General features: G+C 68.8%; 11 protein-coding genes and 3 pseudogenes. 9 read left to right on the top strand and 5 right to left on the bottom strand.

All coding sequences use genetic code 11. The features are described 5' to 3' along the window. Nucleotides 1–9: 9 nt before the first annotated feature. The 6 genes from benA to GUY60_RS09915 all read left to right on the top strand — a co-directional run bounded on the left by benA (nt 10) and on the right by GUY60_RS09915 (nt 8135). Complete coding sequence (gene benA / locus GUY60_RS09890) at nt 10–1362, top strand: benzoate 1,2-dioxygenase large subunit (RefSeq protein WP_161696007.1); 1353 nt, start codon at nt 10–12, stop codon at nt 1360–1362. Beyond that, the gene (gene benB, locus GUY60_RS09895; RefSeq protein ID WP_312866240.1) at nt 1359–1892 is read left to right on the top strand and encodes a benzoate 1,2-dioxygenase small subunit; all 534 of its coding nucleotides are present in this window, start codon (nt 1359–1361) and stop codon (nt 1890–1892) included. The genes benA and benB overlap by 4 nt, the downstream gene beginning before the upstream one ends. A 10-nt stretch (nt 1893–1902) precedes the next feature. After that, the gene (benC, locus tag GUY60_RS09900; protein ID WP_246234613.1) at nt 1903–2958 is read left to right on the top strand and encodes a benzoate 1,2-dioxygenase electron transfer component BenC; all 1056 of its coding nucleotides are present in this window, start codon (nt 1903–1905) and stop codon (nt 2956–2958) included. Continuing rightward, on the top strand, nt 2955–3740 hold the full coding sequence (benD, locus tag GUY60_RS09905; RefSeq protein ID WP_161696009.1) for a benzoate diol dehydrogenase BenD: 786 nt from the start codon (nt 2955–2957) through the stop codon (nt 3738–3740). The genes benC and benD overlap by 4 nt, the downstream gene beginning before the upstream one ends. A 191-nt stretch (nt 3741–3931) precedes the next feature. Next, on the top strand, nt 3932–5332 hold the full coding sequence (locus GUY60_RS09910; RefSeq protein WP_161696011.1) for an MFS transporter: 1401 nt from the start codon (nt 3932–3934) through the stop codon (nt 5330–5332). Continuing rightward, a complete protein-coding gene (locus GUY60_RS09915) occupies nt 5325–8135 on the top strand; it encodes a helix-turn-helix transcriptional regulator (protein ID WP_161696013.1) in 2811 nt (936 codons plus the stop codon). Before GUY60_RS09910 ends, GUY60_RS09915 begins: the two co-directional genes overlap by 8 nt. 14 nt (nt 8136–8149) lie before the next feature. Here GUY60_RS09915 and GUY60_RS09920 read toward each other — a convergent pair. After that, nucleotides 8150–8437: pseudogene (locus GUY60_RS09920) on the bottom strand (formyltransferase family protein); the annotation flags it as partial. A 168-nt stretch (nt 8438–8605) separates the two neighbouring features. Between GUY60_RS09920 and GUY60_RS09925 the strand changes: the two are divergent. Next, nucleotides 8606–9043: pseudogene (locus GUY60_RS09925) on the top strand (fumarylacetoacetate hydrolase family protein); the annotation flags it as partial. A gap of 209 nt (nt 9044–9252) precedes the next feature. Here GUY60_RS09925 and GUY60_RS38495 read toward each other — a convergent pair. Then, nucleotides 9253–9462, bottom strand: a pseudogene (locus GUY60_RS38495) (IS21-like element helper ATPase IstB); the annotation flags it as partial. 43 nt (nt 9463–9505) lie between these two features. Then, a complete protein-coding gene (locus GUY60_RS09935; RefSeq protein WP_161696015.1) occupies nt 9506–10111 on the bottom strand; it encodes a histidine phosphatase family protein in 606 nt (201 codons plus the stop codon). Nucleotides 10112–10360: 249 nt separating this feature from the next. On the opposite strand from GUY60_RS09935, the gene GUY60_RS09940 reads away from it, so the two are divergent. Both GUY60_RS09940 and GUY60_RS09945 read left to right on the top strand, forming a co-directional pair. Next, a complete protein-coding gene (locus GUY60_RS09940; RefSeq protein ID WP_161696017.1) occupies nt 10361–10585 on the top strand; it encodes a CbtB domain-containing protein in 225 nt (74 codons plus the stop codon). A 16-nt stretch (nt 10586–10601) separates the two neighbouring features. Continuing rightward, entirely contained in the window at nt 10602–11351 is a 750-nt protein-coding gene (locus GUY60_RS09945) for a CbtA family protein (RefSeq protein WP_161696019.1), read from the top strand. A gap of 147 nt (nt 11352–11498) precedes the next feature. Here the strand turns inward: GUY60_RS09945 and GUY60_RS09950 are convergent, their stop codons facing one another. Together GUY60_RS09950 and GUY60_RS09955 are read right to left on the bottom strand one after the other, a co-directional pair. Then, entirely contained in the window at nt 11499–12194 is a 696-nt protein-coding gene (locus GUY60_RS09950; protein WP_161696021.1) for a hypothetical protein, read from the bottom strand. Between the two features lie 32 nt (nt 12195–12226). Further along, nucleotides 12227–17484 (bottom strand): hypothetical protein (locus tag GUY60_RS09955; RefSeq protein ID WP_161696023.1); only part of this gene is annotated, 5258 nt, incomplete at its 5' end.

Genomic DNA, 17484 nt, shown 5'->3' on the forward strand with positions numbered 1-17484 from the left:
GACGGGATCATGGCCGAGGACTTCAGCCGAGCGCGGGCCATCCTCGAAAACGCCCTCGTGGAAGACCCCGACAACGGTGTGTACCGAGTGCGGCGGAGCGTCTTCACCGACGAGGAACTCTTCGAGCTCGAGATGAAGCACATCTTTGAGGGGAACTGGGTCTATCTCGCACACGAGAGTCAGATTCCCGAGGTCGGCGACTATTTCACGACGTACATCGGCCGCCAGCCCGTCGTCGTCTCTCGTGACAAACAGGGCGAGCTGCACTGCCTGATCAACGCGTGCAGCCATCGCGGCGCGATGCTCTGCCGTCGGAAGACGGACAACCGCACCACCTTCACGTGCCCGTTCCATGGCTGGACGTTCAACAACAGCGGCAAGCTGCTGAAGGTGAAGGACCCGCGTGAGGCCGGCTACCCGGAGCAGTTCAACACCGACGGCTCGCACGACCTGAAGAAGGTCGCCCGCTTCGAGAGCTACCGGGGCTTCCTCTTCGGCTGTCTCGCTCCGGACGTCAAGCCTCTCGCCGAGCACCTCGGCGACGCGGCCGTCGTCATCGACATGGTCGTCGACCAGTCCCCGGAGGGGTTGGAGGTGCTGCGCGGCTCCTCGACGTACCACTACGACGGCAACTGGAAGCTCCAGGCGGAGAACGGCGCCGACGGCTACCACGTCTCCGCCACCCACTGGAACTACGCGGCCACGCAGGCCCGCCGCACGTCCGGCGAGTCGCAGAACGACACGAAGACGATGGACGCGGGCGGCTGGTCCAAGCAGCAGGGCGGCTACTACTCCTTCGACCACGGCCATCTGCTGCTGTGGACGAAGTGGCTCGATCCGGCCAACCGGCCGTTGTTCGAGCGTCGGGACGAGCTGGCCGAGCAGTTCGGTGCGGAGAAGGCCGAGTGGATGATCGGCGTGTCCAGGAATCTGTGCCTGTACCCGAACGTCTACCTGATGGACCAGTTCAGCTCGCAGATCCGGCACTTCCGGCCGATCTCCGTGGACAAGACCGAGGTCACCATCTACTGCATCGCCCCGAAGGGCGAGCCGGCCGAGGACCGCGCCCGCAGGATCCGGCAGTACGAGGACTTCTTCAACGCCACCGGCATGGCCACGCCTGACGACCTGGAGGAGTTCCGCTCCTGCCAGAAGACGTACCTGGCCGAGTCCATGCCCTGGAACGACCTGAGCCGGGGCGCCATGCACCAGATCGACGGCCCGGACGAGGACGCGAAGAAGATCGGCATCAACCCGGTCTCCAGCGGTGTGCGCACGGAGGACGAGGGCCTTTACCCCGTCCAGCACGGCTACTGGCTCGACACGATGCGCAAGGCCCTGGACGTGGAGGTGGCGAAGTGACCACAGCAGTCGAAGAGTTCACCCTCGACACCGTTGAGGGCATCCGCACCCTTGAGGGGATCCGCCGGTTCCTCCACCGGGAGGCCCGCTACCTCGACGACCGCGAGTTCGAGAAGTGGCTGGAGTGCTACCACCCGGACGCCGAGTTCTGGATGCCCGCATGGGCGGACGACGACGAGCTCACCCGCGACCCGCAGCGCGAGATCTCCCTCGTCTACTACCCGAACCGGGCCGGCCTCGAGGACCGCGTCTTCCGTATCCGCACCGACCGCTCCAGCGCGACGAGCCTGCCCGAGCCGCGCACCGGCCACAACATCACCAACGTCGAAATCACCGGCCGGAACGGCGACTTGATGGACGTGCGCTTCAACTGGTTCACGCTCTACTACCGCTACCAGACGACCGACACGTACTTCGGCACTTCCTTCTACCGGCTCGATGTCTCGGGCCCCGAGCCGCTGATCGTCGGCAAGAAGGTCGTCCTGAAGAACGACTACGTGCACCACGTCGTCGACATCTACCACGTCTGACACTCCGGAAATGAGCACCAGCATGTCCTTCCAGGTCGCCCTGAGCTTCGAGGACGGCATCACCCGGTTCATCGAGTGCCGCCCGGACGAGACCGTCGCCGAAGCCTCCTACAAGGCCCGCATCAACATCCCGCTCGACTGCCGTGACGGCGCGTGCGGCACGTGCAAATCGCTGTGCGAGTCGGGGAGTTACGACGGCGGTGACTACATCGACGAGGCGCTGTCCGACGACGAGGCCGCGAGCGGCTACTGCCTGCCCTGCCAGATGACCCCGCACAGCAACCTCGTGCTGCGCATCCCCTCGTCCTCCGCGGCGGCGAAGACCGGCGCGGCCACCCACTCGGCGACGGTCACCGCCATCGAGCACCACTCCGCCACCACCGTCGGGTTCACCCTCGACCTGGACGAGCGCGCCGCCCTTGATTTCCTGCCCGGCCAGTACGTCAACATCGCCGTGCCCGGCACCGACCAGAGCCGCTCGTACTCCTTCAGTTCCGGACCCGGCCGGCGCCAGGTGTCCTTCCTGGTGCGGATCGTGCCGGGCGGGGCGATGTCCGCGTATCTCACCGAGCGTGGCCGGGTGGGCGACCGCATGGCGCTCACCGGCCCGATGGGCAGCTTCTACCTGCGCGAACTCGCCCGCCCAGCCCTGCTGTTGGCCGGCGGCACCGGACTCGCGCCCCTGCTGTCCATGCTGGAGCGGATGAGCACGGAGCCGCCCGCCCACCCGGTCCATCTGCTCTACGGCGTCACCACCGACCAGGACCTCGTCCACCTGGACACCCTGGAGGACTACGCGAAGGTCGTCCCCGGCTTCACGTTCGACCACTGCGTGGCCGACCCGGCAAGTACCGCCCGCAACAAGGGCTTTGTCACCGGCCTGATGGACACCGGCACTCTCCACCACGGCGACGCGGACGTCTACCTGTGCGGCCCGCCCGCGATGGTGGAGGCCGTACGCGGCCACATCACGTCCCTCGGCGTGCGACCCGCGAGCTTCCACTACGAGAAGTTCACCCCGGCCGTCGCGAGCGACCCGCGCGATACGGCAGAGGCTGCCGCATGAGCGTGACCACCGTCCACGCAGACCGGTTCGCCGGAAAGAACGTCGTGGTCACGGGCGCGGCCCAGGGCATCGGCCTCGCGGTCGCCCGACGGCTGGCCGCCGAGTCCGCCCGGCTGACCCTCGTCGACCGGTCCGAACTCGTCCACGAGGCGGCCGCCGAACTCGGCGCGCACGCCGTGCCGGCCGACCTGGAGTCGTACACCGGGGCGGAGGCCGCGATCACCGCCGCCCTCGGGCACCACGGCCGGATCGACGTCCTGGTCAACAACGTGGGCGGCGCGATCAACTTCAAGCCGTTCACCGAGTTCACCGCCGCGGAGATCCAGGCGGAGATCACCCGTTCGCTGCTGACCACCCTGTGGTCCTGCCGTGCGGCACTCCCGTCGATGACGGAACAGGGGCACGGGGTGATCGTCAACGTGTCCTCGTGCGCGACCCGCGGCATCCACCGCATCCCGTACTCCGCGGCCAAGGGCGGCGTCAACGCGCTCACCGCGTCGCTCGCCCTCGAATACGCCGACGCCGGGGTCCGGGTCGTCGCGACAGCACCGGGCGGTACGGAGGCGCCCCCGCGCAAGATCTCCCGCGGCACCCCGACACCTCGAACCGCCCAGGAGAGGGACTGGTTCCAGGCCCACATCGACCAGACCCTCGCCGCAAGCCTGTTGAAGCGCTACGGCACGCTCGACGAGCAGGCCGCAGCGATCTGCTTCCTCGCATCCGAAGAGGCGTCCTACATCACCGGCACGGTGCTCCCCGTGGCCGGCGGCGACCTCGGCTGACCGCGCACCCCCGTCCCCACACCGTGTCGCTCCCTCAACTCCCCACGTACTTCATGCAGTTCGCCCCGCCCTGCCCGCACGCCGCCGCCCGGCCTCCGCCCGCTTCCGTCGCCGGGCGGCGGCGAATGCGGGCTTCCGTCGCCGGGCGGCGGCGTGAAGTCCCCGTCCGCTCACAGAACCTGGGGTCCCCGATGAACACTCCACAGCACAGATCCACCGACCCACGGCACCGCGCCGCCCTGCGCTGGATCGTCGCCATCACCGCCGCCACCCTCGTCTTCGACGGCTACGACCTCGTCGTCTACGGCACGGTCGTCCCCGTCCTCCTCCGCGACCCGAGCCAGCTCGGGCACCTCACCACGGCCCAGGCCGGCGCCCTCGGCTCGTACGCGCTCATCGGTGTCATGGTCGGCGCCCTCATCGCAGGCGCCATCGGCGATCGCATCGGACGGCGCCGCGTCATGCTGGCGGGGATCACGTGGTTCTCGATCGCCATGGGGATCAGCGCGTTCGCCACCGACGTGACCGTCTTCGGCGTCCTGCGCTTCCTCACCGGCATCGGAGTGGGCGCGCTCGTGGCCACCGCCGGCGCCTTGATCGCCGAATTCGCCCCGCCCCACCGCCGCAACGTGTACAACGCGATTGTCTACAGCGGCGTCCCTGCCGGTGGCGTGCTCGCGGCCCTGCTCGCGCTGCTCGCGCCCGGCGGCGACGGCTGGCGACTGCTGTTCCTCTTCGGCGCCGCACCTCTCGTCCTGCTCCTGCCCGCCGCTCTGCTGCGGCTGCCCGAGTCGCCCAAGTGGCTGCTCGCCCGCGGACATTCAGTACGGGCCCGAGAGGCCGCCGAGCGCACGGGTGTTTCCCTGCCCGAGACGGCACCGGTCGAGTCCGCACCGGTCGAGCCCGCACCGGGCGTGGGGGAGAAGAAGGCCAAGGTGGGCTTCGCCGCACTCGCCACCCGCCGCTACGCCCTGGCCACCTTCCTCCTCGGCCTGATGAGCTGCTCGGGCCTGCTCCTCACCTACGCCCTCAACACGTGGCTGCCCGAGATCATGGCCCAGAGCGGCTTCGGCACGTCGTACGCCCTGCTCTTCCTGCTCACCCTCAACGGCGGTGCCATCGTCGGCGGACTGATCGCCTCGCGCTCCGCCGACCGGCACGGCCCGCGACGGGTGATCGCCACGATGTTCGTCCTGGCCGCCGTCTCCCTCGGCCTGCTCACGCTCGGGCTGCCGCTCGGCGCCCTCCTCGCCCTGGTCGCGGTCGCCGGTGTGGGCACCATCGGCACGCAGGTCCTCATCTACGGCTTCGTCGCCACCTACTACGACACCGTGGCCCGCGCGGCCGGAGTCGCCTGGTGCGCCGGGTTCGGCCGGCTCGGCGGCATCGGCGGCCCCCTCGTGGGAGGGGCGCTCATGAGCTCCGGGCTCTCCGCGCGGCACGCCTTCTACGTCTTCGCCGGCGTCGCCGTCTTCGGCACCCTGGTGACCTGCCTCGTCCCGCGCTGGAGCGCCGAACCGGCCTCCGCACAAGCCGCCTCCGTACCGGACCGTCCGGCGGGCGGCGGTGTTAGCGTGCTGGCACATGAATGACCGCCCTGAGCTGCAGCGAAGCCTGATCGGGCGGGTCGGCGAGGTCGCCGCGCTGACTCGCCCGCTCGGTGCCGCCCGCACGGGGCACCCCGCCCTGGTGCTGGTCGAAGGACCGGCGGGCATCGGCAAGACGGCCCTGGTCGAGCAGGTCCTGGAGGCCGAGCGCGCCCGCCCCGGCGGACTTCGGGTGCTGCGCGTCACCGGGGTCCCGTGGGAGTCGGACCTGCCGCTCGGCGTCGCCGACCAGCTCCTGCGCGCCCACGGCGACGGGACCTCACTGCCCGACCCCGCGGCCCCGGACGCCGTACTCGAAACGTGCCGGATCCTGCACCGCCAGTGGGCGACCGCACAGGAGACGGAGCCTTTGGCTGTGGTCGTCGACGACGGGCACTGGGCCGACGCGGAGAGCCTGCGGGCCATTCGCTCGGCCGTGCGCCGGATGTCGGACGAGCGGGTGCTCGTCGTCCTGATCGCGCGGGACGAGCCGTACGAGCTGTACGACACCCGCAGAGCGCACGCCGAGCTGCCACCGTCGGCGCTGCGGACCCTGGAGGTCCTCGACGGCTGCCAGGACGTCGCCCTGTGTCCCGGGCCACTGACCGCCGAGGACGTCCGGACCCTCGCCCGCGAGGTCAACGGCCTCAGCCTGGATCTGGCATCGGCCCGCCACCTGTGCCGCCACACCCTGGGCAACCCCCGCCACCTCACCCAGCTGCTGCGCGAACTGCCCCGCGACACCTGGCACGACTGGCGTCCCGAACTGCCCGCGCCCGCCCGGTACGCCGCAGCCGTACGCCACCGGCTGGCCCAGTGCGGTCGGAGCGCCCGCCTGCTGGTCGAGGCCTGCGCCGTCCTCGGTAACGACGCCTCCCTCGCCGAAGCCGTCGAGACCGCCGAACTGGCTGACGTCGCCGACGCCCTGCCCGCGGTCGACGAGGCACGGGCAGCGGGCCTTCTGACCCCCACCGTCGACCCGGGACGCACCCAACTGTCCTTCCCGCACCCTCTGGTCCGGGCTGCCGTACTCACCGGCATCCCGCTCACGCACCGCGCCGATCTGCACCACCGCGCCGCCGAGGTCACCGAGGACCGCGGCAGCCGCCTTGCGCACCGGGTCGCCGCCACCAGCAGGGCGGACGACGCGCTCGCCGACGAACTCGACGCCTACGCCGCCGAGCGGGCCTCCGCCGGCGAGTGGTCGGCGGTGGCCGACGTCCTGGTGCGGGCCGGCCGCCTCAGCACGGCGCGGGCCGTACGCGAGGACCGGTTGCTGCGGGCCGTCGACGCGATGATCGGCGCAGGCGACGTAGCGCAGGCCACGGCCTTCGCCGCGGAACTGGAGAGTTTCCCCGAGGACATTCTGCGGGGGACCGTCCTCGGCTACCTGGCCATCATGCGCGGCCGCCCGGCCGAGGCCGACGCCTTCCTGGCCCAGGCCTGGGAGCGCTGCGACCCCGCGCGGCACGCCGACCTGATGGCCAGGATCTGCCAGCGCCGTGTCCTGCACGCCCTCGGCCGCTTCGACGGCGGCGACGTGGTCGCCTGGGCCCGCCGGGCCATCGAGCTCGCCGACCCCGGCGACCCCTCGGCGATCGAATCCGAGGCTGTGCTCGGGCTCGGCCTGGCCATGGCGGGCCAACCCGAACAAGCCCTGGCCGCCTACGAGTCGGCCGCCGCCAAGCTTCCCAGCGGCGCGCAGCCCCAGCGCTTTCAGCTCGGCCGAGGCTGGGTGGACCTCGCCCTCGACGCTCCGGAGGCCGCCCGCCGCAGACTCGAAGCGGCCGTGCCCACCAGCTATCGGCTGGGCTCCATCCGTATCTCCTTGTGGGCGCAGGGCTGGCTGGCCCGTACCCAGTTCGCACTCGGCGCCTGGCCGGAGGCCCTGGAGACCGTCCAGAGAGCCGCCCACCGCCTGGCCGAGGTGCGCATCGAGCTGTCCCGCCCGCTGGTGCACTGGACCGGAGCGCAGATCCACGCCCTGAGGGGCGACTGGGAGGCGGCCGAACACCACGTGGGCGAGGCCCTCGCGACCCCGCACCAGTACGAGGTCATGCTGGTCCCGTCCTGTCTGGCCCGCGCCCAGGTCGCCGAGGCTCGCGGCGACTACGAACGCGTCGTGGAGGCCCTGTCCCCGGTCGTCCACCTGCCGCAGCGGGTGTCCGTCGACGAGCCCGGCTTCTGGCCCTGGCCCGACGTGTACGCCAACGCCCTGGTGATGACCGGCCGGCTCGACGAGGCCGACGCCTTCCTCGCCCCGTACGAGGACCTGGCCGCCCGTCGCACCCGCCGCGCCGCCATGGCCCGCCTCGGCCTGGCCCGCGGCCGACTCACCGCCGCCCAGGGAGACATCGACACCGCCCGCAAGGTGTTCGAGCAGGCCCTCGCCCACCTCGACCACCTTCCCCTGCCGTACGACCGCGCCCGGGTCAACTTCGCGTACGGCCAGACCCTGCGCCGCGCAGGGAAGCGCCGAGAGGCCGACACCGTCCTGAAGAACGCCCGTGACGCGTATGCCGCGCTCGGCGCCCGTACGTACGTCGAACGCTGCGACCGCGAACTCAAGGCGGGCGGCCTGCACACCGCACGTCTCGCCCCCGGCCTGTCCCGCCTCACTCCGCAGGAACAGGCCGTGGCCCGCCTGGTCGCGGCCGGCGCGACCAACCAGCAGGCGGGCCTGGAGCTGTTCATCTCCGTCAAGACCGTCCAGTACCACCTGACTCACATCTATTCGAAACTCGGCATCCGCTCACGCAGTGAACTGGCAGCCCGTTTCCGGGAGTTGCCCACGGAGCACGACGGCTGAGCAAGCGTTCAGCGGAGGACTGAGGCCTCGGCGTCGCGGCCTATCGCCACGAGGTCCTCCGGGCCGTGGGCGTGGTCGACCTCGATCACCTGCTGGGCGATGATCGGCCCTTCGTCGAGGTCCGCCGTGACGTAGTGGGCTGTCGCCCCGACGAGTTGGACGCCCCGCCGATGTGCCTGGTGATAGGGGGCTTGGCCCCCTTTGAAGCTCGGCAGGAAGGAGTGGTGGATGTTGATCGCCCGCCCGTCGAGCGCCTTGCACAGGTCGTCCGAGAGCACCTGCATGTAGCGGGCAAGGACGACCGGTGGTCCAGGTGGTTGGACACCACGGCGACGGCGACGGGGTCGAGGCGCCAGGACATCGCGAACCGTTCCGCCACCGAGGCGAAGTCCTGCCCGAGACGTTCTGTGTCCGTACAACTTGCCGGCGAGGCAGGTGAGGTGACGCGGACGCGACAGGAGGCTGACCCGGTGCGAGCCGTCGCCGTTGACGGCGAGACGCGCGGCGTTGACCGCCCCGAACGGGCACGGGAGCACATCGTCGGATACACCCTCTTCATCGACTGGCCGGCCCGCGACGTCCAAGCGGCAGAGATGAAGGTCGGCCTCGGGCCGTGCAAGGGAAAGGACACGGCGTCCACGCTGGGCCCGTATCTGGTGACCGCCGACGAACTGGGATCTCACAGGGACGCTGAAGGCTTCCTGCGGCTGGAGTTCACCGCCGAGGTGAACGGAGAGACGGTCGGCCGGGACGTGCTGTCCAACATGAGCTGGACCTTCGAGGAGATGATCGCCTACGCCTCACGAGGGACCCGCGTGGTCCCAGGTGACGTCCTCGGCTCCGGCACATGCGGCAATGATGGTTGCCTCGCGGAACTCTGGGGTGTGCGGGGCGAACAGAACCCGCCGCTGAAGGCCGCCATTGAGTCACTGATCCCAGAAAGCGCCGACGGCGCCACCACGCAGTGGCCTGACGCCAGTTGAGGCCGGGACGGCGGCACAGCTGACCTCAGCGATCGCGGTGGTCGCATCCGAGTGCCTGGTGTGGGCTGGCCGACACAACGGTCGGCAACGGCGGAGCCGGCAGTTTGCGGACTGCTGTCCGCCTGTCCCGCCTTGGCGGGCTGTTCGGTTCGTGCTCGGGTGCCGGCGAGGAAGTAGGAGCCGGTGCCGGTCTCGATGATCGTGCCGTTGAACGTCAGGGGGTCGACGATCACCGCGCAGGGACAGGGGGCGGTGGACGCCTTCGTCCAGCCGAAGAACAACTCGTTGGACGCGATGGCGACGCTGTTCTTCTCCTCGCTGTTCTTCTCCTCGCGCTCGGTCAGAGCCACCCCCGCTGGCTCCGGCGGGCGGCAGCCGGGTCTCGGATCACTCGGCGTCTTCGGGCTCCGAGGGCAGGGCGACGTTCCCCATCCGCAGATTCCACCGTCCGCTGCGTCCGGTGAGCTGGACGGCCGACAGCGGCGGTGCGTCCACGCGCCAGAACGACTGCGGTGGTGCCGCGAGCGCGTGGATCACCGCGGCGCGTGCCACGGCCTGGTCGACCACGGCCAGCATGCGGCCGACATCAGCGGGCAGTGCGTCCAGCCAGGAGGCGATCCGTTGGCAGAGGCCGCTCACGGACTCGCCGCCGTGCGGGGTGGCCTCGGGGTCCGTCATCCAGGCCCTGAACGCCGCCGCGTCCTCGGCCGCGACTTCCTCTGGCGTCAGGCCGTCCCAGCGGCCCATGTCGACGTCGCGCAGGGCGGGTTCCACGATGGCTTGCCCCCGACTGACTGCCCGCGTCGTCCGGCGGCATCGCCGGGAGGGCCCGGTGAACACGGCGGCGGCCTGGGGAAGGGCGGCGGCGACCGTCTGGGCCTGCCGCAACTCCCGCTCGTCCGGCGGCAAGTCACCCGAGTCACCCAAGTCGCCGAAACGCAGCGTGCGTTCTGCCGATGCGGCTGCGCACAGCAGCGTGAGTCGGACGGTCATGCGTGCGAGGCGCCTTTCGCCGGGTGCGAGGTCGGTTCATCGTAGGTGGCGCAGGCCATATTGGCGGGCCCCCGCGTTGCCCGTACGATCTGGGTGACAAGGACGACGGCGCCAGGAAGTCCGGTGAAAGCCCGGTACGGTCGCGCCACTGTGTGCCGCCCCTCGATCAGAGGCGGCGGTGAGTCAGACCCGGTGCTGTCGTCGAGTGCTCCAACAATGCGGGACGCGTGTTCCCGAGGAGGTCTCGCCATGGCGCAGTCCACCGCTGCCCCCAACCCCACCCCCGTCACCCAGGCCATAACGCCGCTGCCGCTGCGGTCCGTTGCCCCGTGGGCGGTGTTCGTCGGCATTCTGATGCTGGTCCTGCTGTACTTCGTCGGCGCCGAACAGGGCGCCGTCTCCGCACTGTCCGGCGAGGGCGTGCACGAGTGGGTGCACGACGCACGCCACCTCCTCGGCTTCCCGTGCCACTGAGACAGGCGGTACGCAAATGAACTCCACTGTCGTACGCGCCCTGTTGGTGCGCGGCATGCTTGCGGGGCTCGGCGCCGGGACAGCGGCGCTGATCTTCGCGTATCTGGTGGGCGAGGGCCCGGTGGACGCGGCCATCGCCTTCGAATCCGCGGGCGCCCATCACGAGGCCGGCGGTGAGGAGTTGGTCAGCCGATCCGTGCAGTCGACGGCAGGCCTGGCCACCGGGATGCTGGTGTTCGGGGTGGCGGTCGGCGGGATCGCCGCACTCGCGTTCTGCTTCGCTCTCGGCCGCATCGGCCGGTTCGGACCGCGTGCCACCGCCGCGCTGACCGCGCTCGCCGCGTTCCTGACGGTGTACCTGGTGCCGATGCTGAAGTATCCGGCCAGCCCGCCTGCGGTCGGCAACCCCGACACCATCGGCGATCGCACCGTTCTGTTCTTCCTGATGATCGCGCTCAGCGTGCTCCTTGCGACCCTGGCTGTCCTGCTCGGCCGTCGCCTGGCGCCTTCGTGGGGCAACTGGAACGCCTCCGTCGCCGCGGGCGGTGCCTTCGTCGCGGCGGTGACCTTGGCGATGGTGGTCCTGCCCTCCGGGGACAACGTGCCCCGAGGGTTCCCGGCGACCGACCTGTGGGAGTTCCGCCTGGCCTCCATCGGCATCCAGGCGGTGCTGTGGACGGTGTTCGGGCTGTTGCTCGGATACTTGGCCGAACGCGTCCTCGAACCGCGAGCTGCCGAAAGCAGGGCCTCCGCGCTGACCGCGTGAGCCTGTCGGCGCAGGCAGTGCGGGCTGAATTTGCCGGGGGCGCGCCCGGCAAATTCAGCCCTGTCGCCGTATCCCGGTCAGGGATGGGAAACGTCAAGGGCGGACGTCACGCAGGCCACGCTATGTCCGGCATGTCGGCGTAGCGGGTCACAGGCGGGCCTCCAGGCGAGCTTGAAGGTCGGAGTAGTCATGCTCGGGGAAGACGCGCGGGAAGGTCTCCAGCATGCGTGTCAGCAGCCCGGCTGCGCTCGCGAACTCCTCGCTCGACAGGTCGACTTCTGCCGGATCCACGAACAAGTACTGCCAGCAGAAGGCCCCCTTGGTGATCCGCAGGGTTTCCAGATAAGTGGGGTAGTCGAGATCCATCCGGTGCGGCTCGTACGGGCTGGCGTGGAACCAGACCTCGGCATCGGAAGCGCCCTTGGTGAGGCGCAGGAGTGCGAGGTGCCCCACCCCGGTGGTGGGAGTTCCGTCGAAAGGGTGCAGTTCCTCGAGGAATTCCTCGGACAGTCCCGGGATTCCTGACCATGCCTCGGCCGGGGAGGGCGTGAGGGTGGTCTCGAAGAGGTTCGTCACGTGGAACTCACCTCCGAAGTGCCCCGGTGAGTCCCCGCCGAAAGACCAGCATGACCCGATGCCCGCGAACCGTAGGTAGTAGGGCTTCCATGCGTCGGGAAGCGTGACCCCACTCAAGTTGGCAATCCTTTTGAACACCCGATCGGCATCGCCAAACCTCAGCTTGAGGTCACCCCGAATGTCGTGGGTGGTGTGAATCTCCGGGCAGGACTTCAATTCCTCCAGTGTGTCCACCCAATTCTGCTCGTACTCCAAGAACTCGCTCATGCGTCAACCCTTCTCCGTAATGTGGCGTCGCGTCAGAGTGCGATCCGAGCCGACTCTCTTGTCAGGACTGCGATCGCCTCTCTCCGTGCCTGCGTCATTTCCTGACTTCCCTGGGATCCCGAAGCCAGATCCGCCATGTCCTCCAAGTCGGCAATGAGGTCTGACTTGCCGTAGGAGGCGTCGCCGGCGTTTGCGCGCACCAGCTTTCGCACAGCCGTTGCGAAGTAGTCGCTCAAGCCGAGACTCTTGAGCTCTTTAGGCTCGGCGGTTTTGAGGTCGACCACATTCGAGCCCGTCAGGTTCGGCACCGCGAAGTTCTCTCCCCATGTTCCGTGGGTTCCGGGTGACTTCTCCTTCCACGTGCTCCCGTCGCGCTTGTAACCGCCCCACTTCACGTCGACGCGGCTCGGGAATCCCGGGTACGCGCGATGCCCCCAAGCGATGTTGACCTTGTACCAGATCATCGTCTCGGAATTGAGTGGGGTGCTCTGGCCGTACGTGACCGGTTTCCCGATGGCCCGCTGGGCATCGTGCTCCACGGCGTGCATCGCCCGGGTGTTGTGCCCTTTTCGTGCAGGAACCAAGTTGGATGTGCTCGCATGGCCCCCCAGCCCGGCGGGGAGCATGTGCATGCGAACCCAGTCCGACTTGCGCTCCTCGAGTCCGTTCGGGAGTGCGGACAGCGCATTCCAGCCAATGGGGTGCGCGTCCTCGCGCTCCTCCGCCTCGGTTCCCGGATCGACATCCCCCTTGATGTACCTGGCCTTGAAGTTGAAGGCGCGCGGGCCGTCCACGAAGGGCGGGAGGATCGTCGGCGGGAGCGGGTCGTTCTTCGCCCCGCGCTCGGCCAGGATTTCGGCGAGCTTCTCCATGCGCAGCCTGATCCTGAACACCTTGCCGTGCAGCGCGGCGTCGCCGAGGGGGCCCTTGGTGAGCCCGTGCTTGCCCTTCGTGTTCGGCAGAGCGTCCTGGGCCTGCTCGATCTTCTCGTAGAGTTTCCAGGCCTCGTCGAAGAGGGCGCCGTCCTTCAAGGCCTCTTCAGGGTTGGTCTCGTGGAGCTTCTCGTTCTCCGCGCGCCACTTCCCCAGGTACTCCGCGACAGACGTCGGCGTACTCCGGACGGTGAGGTCTGCGCTCCTTCCCCGGCCGTCGAAGAGCAGGGTGTGCCGGTCCTCGTCCTCCGTCTCGAAGCGCACCTTCGGGAGGTCGGGTGCCTTCTGGGACGCTGCGGATTCCTCGTCCTTCCGGATCTCGTCCTTCGCCTTGTCGCTCTTGGGGCGGCCGGGTTCATCCTTGTCCTTGCCGTCGCCGTCCGGATCCTTGCGCCCCTTTCCGCCCTTGCTGTCTCCGTCGGTGTCCTTCTTGCCCTTGCCGTCCCTGTCCTTCTTGCCGTCCGGATCGTTCTTCTTGTTCTTGCCGTCGGAGTCGGTGTCCTTCTTGCTGTCCGGGTCGTCCTTCTTGCCGTCTCCGTCCTTTGTCTTGTCCTTGTTGGACTTGTTGTTGGAGTCGCCGGTCTTGTCCGGGTCCTTCTTGCCGGAGCCGTCGGGGTCGTCCTTCTTCCCCGAACCGTCTTGATCCTTGTTGTCCTTGTTGGTGTCCGGCTTGGGTTTTGGTTTGGGCTTGGGGGATGGGGTCGGCTTGGTGTCGTCCTTGTCCTTGTTGCCGGTCCCGTCCTTGTTCTGGTCCTGGTTCTTGTCCTTGGGCTTGCCGTTCTTGTCTTTTGTCGACGGGGACGTGGGCTTCGTGGAGTTCTTGCTCGGGGTCTTGTCGTTGCCGTCGGGCTTCTTGTCCTTGTCACCCGGCTTGTTGGACTTGCCGTCCCCGGACCCGTCCTTGTTCTTGTTCTTGTTGTTCGGGCTGTCCGGGGTGTTGTCCCGGTTGCCCCTGTCGCCCTTGTTGTTGGCCGGGGTGCTGGTTGACCTGCCGTCGCCGCCCTTGTCTCCGGCGTCGCCCTTGCCGCCGGTTTCGCCCTTCTCGCCCTTGCCGCCCGTGGGCTTGGTGCTGCCGGGGGGCGTGGTCCTGTCGCCGGCCTCGTCCTTGCGGCTGGCCTTGTCCCCGCCCTTGCCCTTCCCCTTGTCGTTGCCTTCGCTTCCGCCGTCGCCCTTGCCCTTGTCCCCGTTGCCGCCCTTGCCCTTGCCGATCTTCGCGGCGACGCCGCGCAGCCGCTTGCCCACCTTCGAGACGTACTTGCCGATGCCGCTCAGGAGCCACTCGTAGGCCATCTCCAGGATGACGACGATTCCCGCCGCTATCGCCTGGGCGAACAACTTGCCCGCGCCGCCCTTGCGTACGGACTTGAGCCAGGTGATGACCGCACCCATCGCCTTGAGGATCTCGCTCAGCGAGTTGATCGCGGCCAGGACGAGGTCCAGCAGGGCCGAGCCCCAGCCCGCGCCCGGGATCAGCTTCGAGACGACCTTCGTGATGACGACCTCGCCGATGATCATGGGGAGTTGGGGGACGATCGCGGCCCACACCTCCTTGGCGATCTTCTCCAGCGTCCAGCCGCCCTGCATCAGCTTCTTGTAGACGGCCTCCGTCAGGCCCGTGATCTCCTTGACCTTCTGGTTGAACCATTCCTTCACCGCGTTCTTGACCTCGCGGAAGAGGTGGTTCGTCGCCCCGTCCTTCGCGGAGCTGCCGGCCCCGGCCAGCCAGCCCTTCGGGTCGCGGAGGATGTCGACGAGGATCATCATGAACTCGCCGTACGCGCTGATGACCTTCTTCGCGAAGTCGACGACGGCCTTCAGGGCCTCCTTGCACGCCTTGATGAAGTCCAGGAACATCTTCTTCAGGACGCTGAGGATTTTGCTCAGCAGCTTGCCGAGAGCCTCCAGAAGATCCTTGATCAGGTTCTTCAGCTTGTTGGCGAGCTTCTGGACCAGTTCGATCGCCGCGTTGATGAGATCCGTGATGAACTTACGGATTTTGTTGGCGAGTTCGATGATCGCCTTGACCATCGACACCACGAACTCGATCAGGTCCTCGATGAACTCCTTGATGAGTTCGACGATTCCCTTGCGTGCTGCCTCGATCCAGCCCTCGACCGTCTCCTTGAAGCTCTTGATGGCCTCGACGACGGCTTCGCGGGCGGCCTTGATGATGCCGACGATCGCGTCGCGCATCTTGATGAACTGGTCCCGGATCCAGCTCAGGGCCTTGGAGAGCCAGTTGCGGGAGTCCTTCGCGTCGTTGTCGCGCCGCGTCTCCGCGTCCTTCTCGGCACCCTCGGCCTTCTTCTCGATGTCCTCGTCGCTGGTCTTCTTCTCGTCCTCGACGTCCTTGTCGGTCTTCTTCTCTTCCTTGTCGACGTCGTCGCGGACGGACTTCTCGCGGTCGGAGTTCTTCTTGCCGAGCTTCTTCAGCTCGGAGTCCTGGTCCTTCGTCCAGTCGTCGCGCTGCTTGTCGACGTCCTTGAGGACGCCCTCGCGCTTGCCGGTCTGCTGCTTGGTGTTGGAGTCGACTTCCTTGTCGACCTGCCGCTTGTGCTGGGATTGGCCCTTCTTGGTGTCCTGGTCCTTCTTCTCGCGACTCTTCCCGATGCCCTTGCGGCCGTCGCTGATGGCTTTCTTGAACTGCGGCTTGCGCTTCTTCTCAGCCACCTCCGAGGCGGCGTCCCCCGGCACCGGGCCGGTGTCCGCGCCGCCCCCGCCGACACCTTTGCCGCCGCCCTCCGCCGCCGGGACCTTGCCCTCCAGCTTCTCCTTGGGCGCGTCCGGATAGACCTGGTCCTCGCCCATCTTGCGACCGGCGTCGTCGGAGGCGGTCTCGGCGGTCTCCTTGCTCTTGGCCTCGGAGTTGCCGCCCTGCTCCTCGGTCTTCTCGTCGCCCTGGCCCTTCATGTCGACGCCGGGCGCCGCGCCGTTCTGGGCGTCCTTGAGGGCCTCGTCCTTGGTGGGCATGCCGCCGAACTGGGCAGCCAGGTCATCGGCGTTGACGTCCGCGCCGAAGAACTCGCCGATCTCACCGATGGCCTTGCCCGCCATCATGCCGACCTGCTGGAAGAAGTCCGGCTCCTCCGCCTCCTCGGCCTTGATCTTGCCCTCGGGGTTCTTGCCGCCCTTGACCTCGGCCTTCTCGTCTTTGGCGTCCTTGGCGCGCTCGCCCTTGTCCTGGTTGTACTCGGCCGCCTTGCCGGACTTGGGCTTCCCCTTGAGCGTCTTGGGCGCGCCGGACGGGCGCTCCATGGCGGGCGGCTTCGAGGCCTGCTGCTTGTGCTCCTTGCCGACGTCCTTGTCCGCGGCGTTGCCGACGCTGTCCATCGCCTCGACCGCCTGGTGCGGCTTGAGGTTCCCGGCCGCGGACAGCCCCTCTTCCGGTGCCATGCCGGACAGGTTCGGGGTGGCCTTGGCGGCCTTCTTCTTCCCGCCGCCGGGAGCGGCCTTGGCGCCGCCACCGCCTCCACCACCGCCTCCACCACGGCCGCCGCCACGGCTTCCGCCTCCGCGTGACGATGACGTACGGGAACCCCTGCCCCCGGAGTCGTCCTTCTCCTCCGACTTCGCGGCCTGCTGCTTCTGCGGCTGGTCCTGCGGCTTCTCCGGACGCGACTCCTGCGCCTTCGGCTTCTGCGCGCGGGGCTCCTTGCGCGCGCCCGAACCCTTGCTCTCCGACGCGGAGTTGCTCGCCGACTGCTTCGGCTGGGGGCTTTCAGTCTCTGAGGGCGGCGCCGACGATCCCGAGCCCGACGATCCCGAGTCCGACGATCCCGAGTCCGCCGAGCCCCCGGCCTTCTCCGTACCTGTCTCCGCGGAGCCCTCTCCGCCCGACGTCCCCTGCGAGGCGCCCGAGCCCGTGCCCTCGGCGTTCGGCCCGCGCGACTCCTGTGGCCCCGCGCCCTCCTTGGCCTTGTCCGGCTCGGACTTCTTCTCCTCGTCCGCCCTCTTCGACGTCTCCGCGGCGGCAGCGTCCCCGGCGGTCTTCTTGTCCTCCGCGCCCGACTTCTCCCCGCCCGACTTCTCCCCGCCGGATTTCTCCCCGCCGGGCTTCTCTCCGTCCGAGCCCTCCTTCGAGGTGCCCTTGCCCTCGGAGGCGGACGTGTCCGAGCGCGCCTGCTCCGACTCCTTCTCGCCGCCGCCGGACTTCTTGTCGCCCGCGCCGCCTGCCGCGTCCTCGCTCTCCTTGCCCCGGGTCTCCTTGGCGGACTTCTCCGCCACGTCCCCGGCGGCCTTGCCGCGCTCCTTGCCCTCCTGGGCGACGGCGTCAGCGGCGGCCGGGCCGTCCTTCGGATCGGCCCCGTGCGCGGGGTTCTTGGTGGCGACGCCGGTGCCGGCCTTGGGTTCGTCCTCGC

Source organism: Streptomyces boluensis (assembly GCF_009908195.1).
GTDB classification, from domain to species: Bacteria; Actinomycetota; Actinomycetes; order Streptomycetales; family Streptomycetaceae; genus Streptomyces; species Streptomyces boluensis.

What these genes read in the sequence shown, in the direction of transcription:
- GUY60_RS09915 (WP_161696013.1), top strand. Translation starts at nt 5,325, where the DNA reads ATGAATGACCGCCCTGAGCTGCAGCGAAGCCTGATCGGGCGGGTCGGC.
- GUY60_RS09910 (WP_161696011.1), top strand. Translation starts at nt 3,932, where the DNA reads ATGAACACTCCACAGCACAGATCCACCGACCCACGGCACCGCGCCGCC.
- GUY60_RS09935 (WP_161696015.1), bottom strand. Translation starts at nt 10,111, where the DNA reads ATGACCGTCCGACTCACGCTGCTGTGCGCAGCCGCATCGGCAGAACGC.
- GUY60_RS09950 (WP_161696021.1), bottom strand. Translation starts at nt 12,194, where the DNA reads ATGAGCGAGTTCTTGGAGTACGAGCAGAATTGGGTGGACACACTGGAG.
- GUY60_RS09945 (WP_161696019.1), top strand. Translation starts at nt 10,602, where the DNA reads ATGAACTCCACTGTCGTACGCGCCCTGTTGGTGCGCGGCATGCTTGCG.
- benD (WP_161696009.1), top strand. Translation starts at nt 2,955, where the DNA reads ATGAGCGTGACCACCGTCCACGCAGACCGGTTCGCCGGAAAGAACGTC.
- GUY60_RS09940 (WP_161696017.1), top strand. Translation starts at nt 10,361, where the DNA reads ATGGCGCAGTCCACCGCTGCCCCCAACCCCACCCCCGTCACCCAGGCC.
- benC (WP_246234613.1), top strand. Translation starts at nt 1,903, where the DNA reads ATGAGCACCAGCATGTCCTTCCAGGTCGCCCTGAGCTTCGAGGACGGC.
- benA (WP_161696007.1), top strand. Translation starts at nt 10, where the DNA reads ATGGCCGAGGACTTCAGCCGAGCGCGGGCCATCCTCGAAAACGCCCTC.